The following is a 12,590-nucleotide window of genomic DNA, read 5'->3' as shown; positions in this document are numbered from 1 at the left end:
AAGTTTGTTCATATAAGAACGACCTATGAAATTGCAGTGAGGCATTCCACGCTATGCGTCCTTTACATCCGATTGATTTTATTTTTCTATCACTAGAAAAAAGACAACAACCCATGCATGTTGGGGGACTTTTTCTATTTCAAATCCCTGACAATGCCCCTGAAACTTTTATTCAAGATTTAGTTGCCGATATTCGTAACTCTAAATCTATCCCAGTGCCTCCTTTTAATAATAAACTCAATGGTTTTTTTTGGGATGAAGATGAAGAATTTGATTTAGATCATCATTTCCGTCATATTGCGCTTCCTCATCCGGGTCGAATTCGTGAATTATTAACCTATATTTCTCAAGAACACAGCGCTTTAATTGATCGGGCAAAACCACTTTGGACTTGTAATATCATTGAAGGGATCGAAGGCAATCGCTTTGCCATGTACTTTAAAATTCATCACGCGATGGTGGATGGTATTGCAGGCATGCGCTTGGTTGAAAAATCGCTTTCTCATGACCCTCATGGGAACCGCATTGTACCGCCTTGGTGTGTAGAAGGACCTCGTGCTAAACGCTTAAAAGAACCGAAATCAAGCCGATTTAAAAAAATTATGAATGGGGTTAAACAGCAACTTGAAGCAACCCCTACTGTCTTTCGAGAGCTCTCTCAAACCATTATCAAAGACATGGGACGTAATCCCGACTATGTTTCAAGTTTTCAGGCACCAAGCAGTATTTTAAATCAACGCGTCAGTTCTTCTCGTCGCTTTGCAGCTCAATCATTTGAATTGGCACGTTTAAGCAAAATTGCTAAAGAATTGGGTGTGACTATTAACGATGTAGTGCTGGCTATTTGCTCTGGTGCATTGCGTGAATATCTGATTAGTCAGACTGCGCTCCCTAAAAAACCACTGATTGCTATGGTGCCTGCGTCTATCCGCGATGATGATTCTGAAGTTTCAAATCGAATTACCATGATTTTAGCCAATTTAGGCACTGACAAAGAAGATCCGCTAGAGCGTTTAGACGTGATTAAGCGCAGTATGCAAAATGCAAAAAATCGTTTTAAACGAATGAATTCCCAACAGATTTTGAATTATAGTGCCTTTGTTTATGGTCCAGCAGGACTGAATATCGCGTCAGGTTTAATGCCTAAACGCCAAGCCTTCAATATTGTCATTTCTAATGTGCCAGGTCCACGTGAACCTTTGTATTGGAATGGCGCTAAGCTTGATGCACTTTATCCAGCGTCTATTGTTTTGGATGGACAGGCATTGAATATTACCATGACCAGTTATTTAGATAAATTAGAAGTGGGTTTAACAGGTTGTCGGAATGCATTACCTAAAATGCAAAATTTACTGACCCATTTAGAGGAAGAAATTCAACGTTTTGAAAAAATTGTGGAACAACAATCCCCAAAGCTTGAAGCGGTAAGTTAGCCGCAAATTCTTAAAAAATAAACAAGCAATAAACCAAGGGGCATTTTCTGCCCCTTAGTTTTTAATTGTACGACATTGATTTAATAATTGATGACAGACTGAACGAATCATCGCAGCCGTAATCTGAACTTCTTTACCTTGCTCATCTACAATATAACCACTGTGTGCAGGTTTATTGTCTAAAACTTTCAAACTTTGATTAATAATTACTTGACTCATATTCATGTCATACCTCTTTTTGCTAAGCCAAAAAGGGAGAATTTGGCTTTGGCTAATACGTACGACTAGTATTCAAAATTAAAGATCGAAAGTAAAATTTCAGATGTAACAAGTGTTTAACGACATTCTGTTACAATTTCAGCTCAGAATGATATCGTATTGCTCTTGCGTATATAAATTTTCCACTTGGAACTTGATTACCCGTCCAACAAAATGCTCTAAATCCGCCACTGCAGGCGCTTCTGCTGTTAATAATCGGTCAATCACTGCAGGGTGAGCTACGACAGTAAAGCCACTTTTAGATTCAAAAGCCCGCGCATATCTTAAGATTTCTCGAAAGATTTCGTAACATACTGTCTCAGCAGTTTTCACATATCCACGCCCCTGACAAGTCGAACATGATTCACAGACTAAATGTTCTAAAGACTCACGAGTTCGTTTGCGTGTCATTTCAACCAAGCCTAACTCTGACACTTGGGTAATCTTAGTTTTGGCGTGGTCACGTTCTAACATGCGATCAAATTGTTTCATTACATCTTCACGATGCTGAGCTTCTTGCATATCAATGAAATCAATAATAATGATGCCGCCCAAATTACGCAGACGCAGCTGTCGTGCAATTACTTGAGTCGCTTCCATATTGGTTTTAAATACAGTGTCTTCGAGTGTTCGCCCCCCAACATAAGAACCCGTGTTAACGTCAATTGTGGTCATTGCTTCCGTCTGATCAATCATCAGATATCCACCAGACTTTAACGCGACACGGGTTTGAAGTGCTTTCTGAATATCATCTTCTACATTGTACAAATCAAAAATAGGACGTTCACCCGGATAGTGAATGACCTTATTCTGCATACTGGGTACAAACTCCATGACAAATTCTTGTAATTTGGCATGAATTTCACGTGAATCAACCGAAATTTTTGTGGTATCTGCATTGGCTAAATCTCGAATGACCCGTTGTGGTAACGGTAATTCTTCGAAAATCAATGAAGGTACAGCAATCACTTTTTGCTTACGCTGAATAAACTCCCACAACTTAGCCAGATATGCCATGTCCTGCGCAATGTCTGCTTCTGGAATACCTTCTGCAGCGGTGCGTACAATCACGCTTCCTGGTAATTTATGTTCAGTTTGAATATTTTCAATGATAGAACGTAAGCGGTCACGCTCTTCTTCAGCTTCTATACGCTGAGATACGCCAGTATGATGACCATAAGGCATCAGAACCAAATAACGTGAGGGAATAGATAAATCTGTACTTAAACGTGCCCCTTTGGTGCCAAGCATATCTTTCATCACTTGAACCGTGAGAATTTGACCGGGCTGTAACAATTCAAACACATTTGGTGTAGGTTGATTTCGTGGCCACACCATGTCGTTAATATGCAAAAACGCAGTGCGCGATAAACCAATATCGACAAATGCCGCTTGCATACCAGGAAGCACACGCACAACTTTGCCTTTGTAAATATTACCTACTAAACCACGTTTTACTGTGCGTTCTAAAAATAGTTCATTGACCGTACCATTTTGGATTAAGGCCACCCGACATTCCATAGGGGTGACGTTAATCAACAATTCGTCAGACATAATAAAACTCAAAACATTATAAAAATTCTTTTTACCCGTTAATTTAGAACCTTAAGGGCTTTTAATAACTGTATTGTTTCATATAAAGGTAGGCCCACCACGTTGCTATAACTTCCGTCTATACACGGAATATAACGTGCTGCAATACCCTGAATGGCATAAGCGCCCGCTTTTCCCACAGGTTCGCCTGTTGCCCAATATTCTTCCATATCATTGAGAGTTAAAGATTGAAACTCAACGTGGGTCTGCACCACTATACTTGATTTTTGTTTACTTGTACCGACACATACGCCTGAAAATACATCATGTTTTCGTCCTGATATAGCATGCCACATTTCAAAAGCATGTTGTTTCGATTCGGGTTTTCCTAAAATTACCTTCCACACCCACACTAGTATCTGCTGCAATGACGACTGCATCTGGAAATTGAGCTGAAATCGCATCTGCTTTGATACAAGCCAGCCGTTGAACATATCCAGCAATGCCCTCACCGATTAAAACCGACTCATCAACCTCGGGACTAAAAACGTCAAATTGGAGTCCAAGTTGTTGCAGCAGTTCTCGACGACGCGGAGAACTTGACGCTAAAATTAAATGCGCCATTTTTTCAGTAAAAAGTAAATTACAGGAAAAGTGAAAATACTGCTTAATAGAGGTTGCCAGTGTCTTGCAATTGAAAACTGCATTCCCCCCATAATTTGAGCTATCCACGTCATGAATAAATGCGCCAATACAGCCATAAAACTGATGACCCACAAATTACCAAAAGTTAAAATACGGCGTTCACGGGTCAGAAATCTGGCAACAAAAGCAACGGTGACAAAACTTAAAGCATTCATCCCCAAGGGGGCATCAATTAGTAGATCAACAAATACCCCAGTACCAAATGCAAACCAAATGCCGCACCAAGTCGGCTGACACATGACCCAGAACAGCATCACCAATAACATAAATAATGGGCGTGCGCCTGAAATGGCATAAGACAATGGATAAACCATCAATACAGAACACACAATCACGGACAGGATAATTGCAATTAAAGGATCACGATTTTTTTGCGAACGTAATTTAGCGATTAGCATACGGTTGCTCCATCGCTAACGAATCAGAAAATAGAACCACAACATGATGTCCGCCTGCCAATTGCGCTGCTGGAGTCACCTCAATTTTGGCAAATTCACCGGAATTATGTCGATTGACTTTCGATATTGTTCCTACCAAATAACCTGCAGGAAAGTGTGCTCCAAGCCCAGAACTATAGACTTTATCGCCCACTTTAATATTGGCACTGGTCGGCACATATTCCATTTTTAAATGACCTAAATCGCCAGTACCCGATACAATCGCACGCATACCTGTACGCTCTAAACGTACCGAAAGGGAATGTTCTTTATCAGAGAGCAACATGATTCGACTACTATGCGGATAGACATTAATAATCTGCCCCATAATGCCTTTGTCATCCAATACTGTTTGACCCACTTTGAGTTGGCTACTGGCACCACGGTTAATCACAATAATATGTCGAAGTGGATCTGCATCCGTTCCAATCACTTCTGCAATTTCCATACGACCATCAATAATCAATGGCGTATCGAGCAAACCTCTTAAGCGGGTATTTTCAGCAGAAAGTTCAGAGAGTTTTTGTAGGCGGACTTGTGCCTGTAATAGCTCGGCTTGCATTGCGGTATTTTCACGTCGCAACTGGACCTCAGACTTGGTTTGTTGATTCAGCCATTCTCGCGATAACACTGGATAACTTGCTAGGGCATATATGGGATTATATGCCGCATACAAGACATCACGCGCGGGTTTAATTACATGTGGCATGCGCCAATTAAAAAATAGCACCACCCAACATGTAATGACCGCAATGATAAATGAGCGAAAAGATGGCGGTTGTCTAGAAAACAGATTTGTTTGCACCCGCCTAATCCCTTACTTAACCGACAAAGAGCATGTCATGATTTGGGTTATCAAAGAATTCTAAAACTTTACCACCACCACGTGTTACACAAGTCAAAGGATCTTCTGCAACAACCACAGGTAAACCTGTTTCCTGAGCCAGTAATTTATCAAGATTACGCAGTAATGCACCACCACCCGTCAACACAATGCCACGTTCTGCAATGTCAGATGACAATTCAGGTGGCGTTTGTTCAAGTGCCGATTTCACTGCAGATACAATATTTTGTAATGGATCCGAAATCGCTTGAGTAATTTCTACAGAAGTCACTGTAATCGCACGCGGGACACCTTCCGCTAAATTACGACCATGTACTTCAATTTCTAGTGGTTTACTATCTAAATCAGGTAAAGCCATCCCGACTTCTTTTTTAATTTTTTCAGCTGTGGTCTCACCAATCACACAACCATGCGCTTTACGGACATAATTAATGATTTGTTCATCAAAAACATCACCGCCAATACGCAGTGAATCTGCATAGACACAGCCTTGTAGCGAGATGATCGCGATTTCAGTGGTACCGCCACCAACATCTACTACCATTGAACCACAGGCTTGTTCAACTGGCATACCAGCACCGATTGCAGCAGCCATTGGTTCTTCAATTAAGCGGACATCACGTGCGCCTGCATTAAATACAGCTTCACGAATGGCACGACGTTCAACCAATGTCGATTTACATGGCACACACACCACAACACGCGGCGCAGGTGGAAACAAACGTTTTTCATGTACCTTGCTAATAAATTGGTTCAGCATGGTTTCGGTCACTTCAAAATCTGCAATTACCCCATCCTTCATCGGACGAATGGCAGTAATATTTGCAGGCGTACGACCCAACATTTGTTTAGCATCAAGTCCAACCGCGGCAACGATTTTTTGTGAACCACTGTGACGAATGGCCACAACCGTCGGTTCATTTAATATAATGCCTCGGCCTGGTGCATAAATAAGTGTATTTGCTGTACCTAAATCAATGGCTAGATCGGGCGAAAACAAGCCAATTAGTCTTTTTAGAATCACGGAGACGTTCTCGATTAAACTTTATGTGGGCGCAAGGTGGCAACTTTAACTAAATGTGATGCTTTGAACAAGTCAATCGCTTATTATAACGCACGATATTTTGATTTTTTTTTAATACTGATCAGGTGATGTTATGTCTACACCGGATGCACAGCATTCTGCAGATTTAAATGCACAAACAGTTTCAGCAATCGCCCATCTTGCTCGTTTATCGCTTGATGACGCGCAATCTGCTGAATATGCTCAAAGTTTAAATAAAATTTTAGGCATGATGGAAACCTTAAAAGGCATTGATACCGAAGGTGTCGAGCCGCTTAAAAGTCCATTTGACCATGCACAACCCTTGCGTGAAGACGTGGTTTCTGAAACAAATCATCGTGAACAATATCAAGCTGTTGCACCTGCTGTGCAAGATGGCTTGTATTTAGTACCACGTGTGATTGAATAATTTACATTCAGTTGAACTATTTTATTAAATTAAACGTAAAGAAATATTTCTTATGACAGATTTACATCGCTTATCGGTTCGCGAAATCGCTGAGGGTTTAGCTCAAGGTAAATTCTCCTCTCGTGAACTCACTGAACATTATTTAAAACGCATTGCAAAAATTGATGCACATGTCCAAAGTTATGTCACCGTGACTGCTGAACAGGCTTTTGTTCAAGCAGATGCTGCGGATGCGCTACGTAAAGCGGGTAATGCGACATTCCTGACAGGCATTCCCATTGCACATAAAGATATTTTCTGTACCCAAGGCATTAAAACCACCGCAGGCTCTAAAATCCTGGATAACTTTATCTCACCTTACGATGCAACCGTTGTAACAAAGGGCAAAGATGCAGGTTTGGTCACTTTAGGTAAAGTGAACATGGACGAATTTGCGATGGGTTCGACCTCAGAAAGTTCTTACTTTGGCGCAACCAAAAATCCATGGGCACTCGATCATGTTCCGGGTGGCTCGTCGGGTGGTTCTGCGGCGGCTGTTGCAGCTGATCTGGCACCGTTTGCCACAGGTACAGATACAGGTGGTTCAATTCGTCAGCCTGCATCATTCTGTGGTCTTACAGGGCTGAAACCAACGTATGGTCGTGTATCACGTTTCGGTATGATCGCGTATGCATCATCCTTGGATCAGGGCGGGCCGATGGCTCGTTCGGCTGAAGACTGTGCTTATCTCATGAACGTGATGGCAGGTCATGACGCAAAAGATTCAACTTCTATGGAAAAAGACGTTGATGATTATGTTGCAAACCTAAACGGCACATCTGTAAAAGGGTTATGCATTGGTATTCCAAAACAATATTTCAATGTTCAAGGTTTAGATGCTGAAGTTAAAGCACGTGTTGAAGAATCACTGAAAAAATTAGAAGAAATGGGCGCAGTCTTGGTTGAGATTGATCTCAACATGACAGATGCCTATGTTCCGACCTACTATTTGATTGCACCTGCTGAAGCATCTTCAAACTTACAACGCTTTGACGGTGTTCGTTACGGTTACCGCTGTGAAAATCCTGTGGACTTGATGGACTTATACAAACGTTCACGTTCAGAAGGTTTTGGTAAAGAAGTTCAGCGTCGTATCCTGATTGGTACTTATGCGCTATCTGCTGGATACTATGATGCTTACTACGTGAAAGCACAAAAAGTACGTCGTCTGATTCAACAAGATTTCTTAAAAGCGTTTGAATCGGTAGATGTCATTGCGGCCCCTTCGGCACCAACCACAGCGTATAAAATTGGGGCAAATCTCAGCCCGACTGAAATGTATTTAGGTGATATCTACACCCTTGCTGTGAACTTGGCAGGTCTGCCTGCAATTAATGCGCCTGTTGGTTTTGATAAAGAGAATCTGCCTGTAGGCTTACAGTTGATTGGTAACTATTGGTCGGAATCCCAATTATTGTCTGTGGTGCATCAGTATCAACAAGCAACCGATTGGCATAGCAAACGCGCTGCAATTGCTGAGGAGAATGCATAAATGTCGAACACTCAAAAAACAGCTCAAAAATCGCTTTTGATTGATGGTTGGGAAGTCGTAATTGGGATCGAGATTCACACTCAGCTTGCGACCAATTCTAAAATCTTCTCTGGTTCTTCAACGACATTTGGCCAAGATCCTAATACACAAGCCAGCCTTGTGGATTTGGCGATGCCGGGCGTATTACCTGTATTAAATAAAGCAGTGGTTGATCTTGCGATTCGCTTTGGTTTGGGCATTGATGCGTATATCGACCAAGCATCGGTATTTGCACGTAAAAACTATTTCTACCCAGATTCGCCTAAGGGCTATCAAATCAGCCAAATGGACAACCCGATTGTTGGCTTAGGTCACATCGACATTCAACTTGAAGATGGTACAGTGAAACGCATTGGCGTAACTCGTGCACATTTAGAGGAAGATGCGGGTAAATCAATCCATGACCAGTTTGAAGGTATGTCAGGCATTGACTTAAACCGTGCGGGTACACCTTTACTTGAAATCGTGTCTGAACCAGATATGCGTTCAGTTGAAGAAGCGGTAGCCTACATTAAATCGATTCACACTTTGGTGCGTTGGCTGGGTATTTCTGACGGCAACATGGCAGAAGGTTCGTTCCGCTGTGACTGTAACGTGTCTTTACGTCGTCCGGGCAATGAATTCGGTACTCGTTGTGAGCTTAAAAACCTCAACTCATTCCGTTTCATCGAACAAGCGATCAATGTTGAAATTGAACGACAAATGGAGATTTTGGAAGATGGCGGTAAGATCGACCAAGAAACGCGTTTGTTTGATCCGGTGAAGATGGAAACGCGTTCAATGCGTTCGAAAGAAGAAGCGAATGACTATCGCTACTTCCCAGACCCTGACTTATTGCCTGTGATTATCTCTGACGATCAAATTGAAGTGGCGCGTACTCAGTTACCTGAGTTACCTAAAGCACGTCGTGCACGTTTCATCGCGGACTTTGGCGTGACTGAATATGATGCACACGTACTTACGCTTTCTCGTGAACTGGCGGATTTCTATGAAGTTGTCGTGACTTCTGCTGGCGGTGCGGCTCAAGGTAAAGTGGCTGCAAACTGGGTGATGGGCGAGTTCTCTGGTGCTTTAAACAAAGCAAGCTTAGAACTAGCAGACTCTCCTGTTTCGGCTGAAAAGCTAGGCGGCATGGTTGCACGTATCGTGGATAACACCATTAGCGGTAAAATTGCGAAGCAAGTATTCGGCTTTATGTGGGAAGAAGGCAAAACTGCGGATGAGATTATTGCGGAAAAAGGCTTGAAGCAGGAAACTGATACAGGTGCGATTGAAGCGATTATTAAAGATGTGCTTGCTGCCAATGAGAAGATGGTTGAAGAATTCAAAGCGGGTAAAGAGAAGGCATTTAACGGTCTTGTCGGTCAAGTGATGAAAGAGTCTAAGGGTAAAGCTAACCCTGCTCAAGTGAATGAATTGATGAAGAAATTGATTGGTTAAGCTAATATTTTAATTTGATAAAAAAGCCTCGATTTATCGGGGCTTTTTTATATAATGATTAAAATCATAACTTTGAATAATTAGAATGGAATTTATAAATCCCATAGCCGCAATTATCGCACTCATTGTTGCTATATTCTCTATACCTAAAACTCTACATGCAATTGGTGAGCATAAGCGCAAAAAATTTAAAGATGAGCTAGAAAACTTTACTGAATATTTTGAAAAATTTTATCGAGTCGATACGGATAAATATCCAAGATTATTAAGAGACAAGGCTGCTCAAAATATTAGTCGCTCAATAGATATGAGTTCAGACTTACTTCATCACCTAATAGATTTGCATGAAAACGATTTAGCAAACTTTGATAGGACTACGGAACAATATTATTGGGGAAGTAGATTCATTGACATTAGAAAACAAGACAATAAAATCATTTATTCAAAAAAAAGGAGAGTTTCAAAGCTCATTTCTAGAATATATTATTTTCTTTATGCCATATTTTTAATATTCGCCATTGTTATTTTTACTGGTAAATTTCATTTTTGGAATATTCAATGGCTTGATGGCTTAATTGGCTTTTCATTCATTATCTTTTCTATTTCGGCCTTGAGAAAGGGAGATGATATGAAAGAGGCTTTAAAATTTTTAGCGACAATCACTAACGCTGAGATAACACAAGCCACTACAAATTCTTTAGTACAACATAATGATCAAGTTGATATGGCATCGTGATACCAATATGCGTGCAAAAAAATTCTTGGCTAAGCTGATCTATTTCTAAAAACGGAAACCTACTATGAATCGGGTTTTTTAATACTTATTTGATATAGTAATTACACAAAAAAAATTAAAATAAATCCATTCTTATCTAAAAACAAAAGGAAAAGACGACTGACCAAATATAGAAAATGGTGGCGCAGATCTATGCCTTACTGTTTATCAGTGGAATGGTCAAAAATACGATGTCAACCGTTATGAATATAACGACAAGGCATATTCATTAAACTAAAAGTTTAAATTTCGTTGAAAAACCCCCTCAAACTTAGAGGGGGGTTTTAAATCATTTACGAATTACACCTAACTTATTAAACAAATCAGGGGTTAAAAAAGTCATCATCAATTTATTTAAATCCAAATAACGCACCACGCCTTTTAACTGCTGTTTCACTTCTGGATTCTTTAAAATTTCTTCGCCAGTAATACTGCCTAATTCTTGAAAACTATCTCCCACGGCTTGTAAGCCTTCCGCCTGTATCACGGCTTTGGCTTGTACAGAACACTGTTCGACCAATATACGCTGTAAAGTTTGAGCCAATTTCTGATCCAACTGTGTTCTCTGCTCATCAGTGACATTGCTATAAGCCTTTAGGTCAGGATGGACAGACAGCGCAGCAAAGGTCCACTGCAACACCGCAGTTTTATCTGTTGGAGTGGTCGATTTCACCAAACAATCACTGAGTTGATCTACCGTAGGTCCAGCAAGTGTAAATTGTGTCGCGCCCAATACAACTGCCGCCATAAAAAATGAACGACTTAAATGAGAAAAGCGACGATGGCTGAAAGCATAAACAGGATGTGACATAAACTAAGTTCCAGAAATCAATTCACTTATTTGTATCATAGAGCGTATATGCGCACCTGTTATGACTCTGTAACCTAACTGGAATCCTTTACTTCAATTGAGTCAACTTCTGCTTTGCACCTACATGATTATGCTGAGTAGCTAAGTTCTGTAAAATTTTTACAGCTTGTCCTTTGGGATTAGAAAAACGACTGCTATAAGCAGGCACACTGGTTAAACAACGCGCCACCAACATCCCTGAATCTTTATATACACTGGCGCTGGTTGCCTTTAATTTCCCATAGTTATAAGCATACTGTGCGTTATTACAGGCATTGACCAGATTTTGACCTTTACTCAAATCACGACGTGCTGCTACATAGGCTTTGAGTTGCTGTTGCTGAGGCGTCTCAGATCCTTGAGATGCTGGCTTGACTAGAGTTTCTGAATTGATTTTCTGTTCTTTTTGCAGACCTATATCTTGTTTGATTTCAAGATCTTTTTTAGCTTCAAGATCTTTTTTAACAGTCATCTTATTGCTTAACTTTTTATTTTTTTGCTCATTTAAATGGGGTTTTTTATCCCCTATATTGATATTTTCTGCCTTATTTTTATACAAACTTTGGGCTTCATCAATGCTCAAGATTTTCGTTTGCAACACCACTACACGTGTCTCACTGCCTTCTTTTAATTTATGTTCAGCAACGGGTTCAATCGAAACAATCCAGTTTTTTCCGTCGGCTTGCTCACATTGGTAAGCCCCTATGCCTTGCTTTACCTCACCCGCAGCCAATAAGCGTTTTTTATCTGAACTATTCGGCACCAGAGTCATCGAACTTTTATATAAAAGTTTAAATTTACCCTCTTTGGCAGAACAATACTGATTTAAATATTTTCTTGGATATAGAGATTGTGGTTCAATTTCCTTATGTTTTGCTCCCCATACATAGACATACTCTTTCGTACTTCCATTGGCATGGTTAATATTTTTTTGAAGAATGAATTCTTGTGGAGTCGCAAATTGTGTAATCGGGTCTTCTGAGCTGAATTTTTTCAAGCTCGTACAGCCATGTAAAGCGATCCCCACTCCAATCATCCAGATCAGTGTTTTAAAATTCACGTATCGATGCTCAATTCTACTTTCATTCAGAAAATATAGGAAAATGAGCAACATTCAAATATGTAAATTCAACTTTGTTATTGATTTTACTGTATTAAATTTCATTTTTTAAGACTAAAACACCGATAAACTGCCAATTTTTTAAGTATTTCAGTCTTAAATATGAACCAGATAACACTTCAAAAAATGTATCGGAAATATTTTTCGAAAGAA

12 protein-coding genes and 1 pseudogene are annotated in these 12,590 nt (G+C 40.3%); 5 read left to right on the top strand and 8 right to left on the bottom strand.

Going from position 1 to position 12,590, the window contains the following annotated elements:
* Nucleotides 1-53: 53 nt before the first annotated feature.
* Nucleotides 54-1,433 (top strand): WS/DGAT/MGAT family O-acyltransferase, encoded by a 1,380-nt coding sequence (locus GA0116959_RS06015; protein ID WP_053579758.1) that lies wholly within the window; start codon nt 54-56, stop codon nt 1,431-1,433.
* A 54-nt stretch (nt 1,434-1,487) separates the two neighbouring features.
* Here the strand turns inward: GA0116959_RS06015 and GA0116959_RS14245 are convergent, their stop codons facing one another.
* The 6 genes and pseudogenes from GA0116959_RS14245 to GA0116959_RS05985 form a co-directional block, all read right to left on the bottom strand.
* On the bottom strand, nt 1,488-1,658 hold the full coding sequence (locus GA0116959_RS14245) for a PA1571 family protein (RefSeq protein ID WP_092719409.1): 171 nt from the start codon (nt 1,656-1,658) through the stop codon (nt 1,488-1,490).
* Nucleotides 1,659-1,790: 132 nt separating this feature from the next.
* Entirely contained in the window at nt 1,791-3,245 is a 1,455-nt protein-coding gene (rng, locus tag GA0116959_RS06005) for a ribonuclease G (RefSeq protein WP_092719406.1), read from the bottom strand.
* A 38-nt stretch (nt 3,246-3,283) separates the two neighbouring features.
* Nucleotides 3,284-3,848 (bottom strand): annotated as a pseudogene (locus GA0116959_RS06000) (Maf family nucleotide pyrophosphatase).
* Nucleotides 3,836-4,327, bottom strand: coding sequence for a rod shape-determining protein MreD (gene mreD / locus GA0116959_RS05995; RefSeq protein WP_092719403.1), 492 nt, complete (start codon nt 4,325-4,327; stop codon nt 3,836-3,838). Before mreD ends, GA0116959_RS06000 begins: the two are co-directional and overlap by 13 nt.
* Complete coding sequence (mreC, locus tag GA0116959_RS05990; RefSeq protein WP_053579754.1) at nt 4,314-5,171, bottom strand: rod shape-determining protein MreC; 858 nt, start codon at nt 5,169-5,171, stop codon at nt 4,314-4,316. Before mreC ends, mreD begins: the two co-directional genes overlap by 14 nt.
* Before the next feature lie 16 nt (nt 5,172-5,187).
* On the bottom strand, nt 5,188-6,234 hold the full coding sequence (locus GA0116959_RS05985; RefSeq protein ID WP_053579753.1) for a rod shape-determining protein: 1,047 nt from the start codon (nt 6,232-6,234) through the stop codon (nt 5,188-5,190).
* A gap of 133 nt (nt 6,235-6,367) precedes the next feature.
* Between GA0116959_RS05985 and gatC the strand changes: the two genes are divergently transcribed.
* The 4 genes from gatC (at nt 6,368) to GA0116959_RS05965 (ending at nt 10,428) form a co-directional block, all read left to right on the top strand.
* Nucleotides 6,368-6,682 (top strand): Asp-tRNA(Asn)/Glu-tRNA(Gln) amidotransferase subunit GatC, encoded by a 315-nt coding sequence (gatC, locus tag GA0116959_RS05980; protein WP_053579752.1) that lies wholly within the window; start codon nt 6,368-6,370, stop codon nt 6,680-6,682.
* A 52-nt stretch (nt 6,683-6,734) separates the two neighbouring features.
* Nucleotides 6,735-8,213, top strand: a complete 1,479-nt coding sequence (gene gatA / locus GA0116959_RS05975) for an Asp-tRNA(Asn)/Glu-tRNA(Gln) amidotransferase subunit GatA (RefSeq protein WP_092719401.1) — start codon at nt 6,735-6,737, stop codon at nt 8,211-8,213.
* A complete protein-coding gene (gatB, locus tag GA0116959_RS05970) occupies nt 8,214-9,692 on the top strand; it encodes an Asp-tRNA(Asn)/Glu-tRNA(Gln) amidotransferase subunit GatB (RefSeq protein WP_092719398.1) in 1,479 nt (492 codons plus the stop codon).
* An 85-nt stretch (nt 9,693-9,777) separates the two neighbouring features.
* Complete coding sequence (locus tag GA0116959_RS05965; protein WP_092719395.1) at nt 9,778-10,428, top strand: hypothetical protein; 651 nt, start codon at nt 9,778-9,780, stop codon at nt 10,426-10,428.
* A gap of 328 nt (nt 10,429-10,756) precedes the next feature.
* Here GA0116959_RS05965 and GA0116959_RS05960 read toward each other — a convergent pair whose 3' ends face one another.
* A complete protein-coding gene (locus tag GA0116959_RS05960) occupies nt 10,757-11,278 on the bottom strand; it encodes a hypothetical protein (RefSeq protein WP_092719392.1) in 522 nt (173 codons plus the stop codon).
* Nucleotides 11,279-11,366: 88 nt separating this feature from the next.
* A complete protein-coding gene (locus tag GA0116959_RS05955; RefSeq protein WP_244878572.1) occupies nt 11,367-12,377 on the bottom strand; it encodes a hypothetical protein in 1,011 nt (336 codons plus the stop codon).
* Between the last annotated feature and the right edge of the window lie 213 nt (nt 12,378-12,590).

It is taken from the genome of Acinetobacter albensis (assembly GCF_900095025.1).
GTDB classification, from domain to species: Bacteria; Pseudomonadota; Gammaproteobacteria; order Pseudomonadales; family Moraxellaceae; genus Acinetobacter; species Acinetobacter albensis.
This window is presented reverse-complemented; position numbering and strand designations above follow the sequence as displayed.

Excerpts from the sequence above, each read along its gene's own strand:
- GA0116959_RS06015 (WP_053579758.1), top strand. The coding sequence starts at position 54 with ATGCGTCCTTTACATCCGATTGATTTTATTTTTCTATCACTAGAAAAA.
- GA0116959_RS14245 (WP_092719409.1), bottom strand. The coding sequence starts at position 1,658 with ATGAATATGAGTCAAGTAATTATTAATCAAAGTTTGAAAGTTTTAGAC.
- rng (WP_092719406.1), bottom strand. The coding sequence starts at position 3,245 with ATGTCTGACGAATTGTTGATTAACGTCACCCCTATGGAATGTCGGGTG.
- mreD (WP_092719403.1), bottom strand. The coding sequence starts at position 4,327 with ATGCTAATCGCTAAATTACGTTCGCAAAAAAATCGTGATCCTTTAATT.
- gatC (WP_053579752.1), top strand. The coding sequence starts at position 6,368 with ATGTCTACACCGGATGCACAGCATTCTGCAGATTTAAATGCACAAACA.
- gatA (WP_092719401.1), top strand. The coding sequence starts at position 6,735 with ATGACAGATTTACATCGCTTATCGGTTCGCGAAATCGCTGAGGGTTTA.
- gatB (WP_092719398.1), top strand. The coding sequence starts at position 8,214 with ATGTCGAACACTCAAAAAACAGCTCAAAAATCGCTTTTGATTGATGGT.
- GA0116959_RS05965 (WP_092719395.1), top strand. The coding sequence starts at position 9,778 with ATGGAATTTATAAATCCCATAGCCGCAATTATCGCACTCATTGTTGCT.
- GA0116959_RS05960 (WP_092719392.1), bottom strand. The coding sequence starts at position 11,278 with ATGTCACATCCTGTTTATGCTTTCAGCCATCGTCGCTTTTCTCATTTA.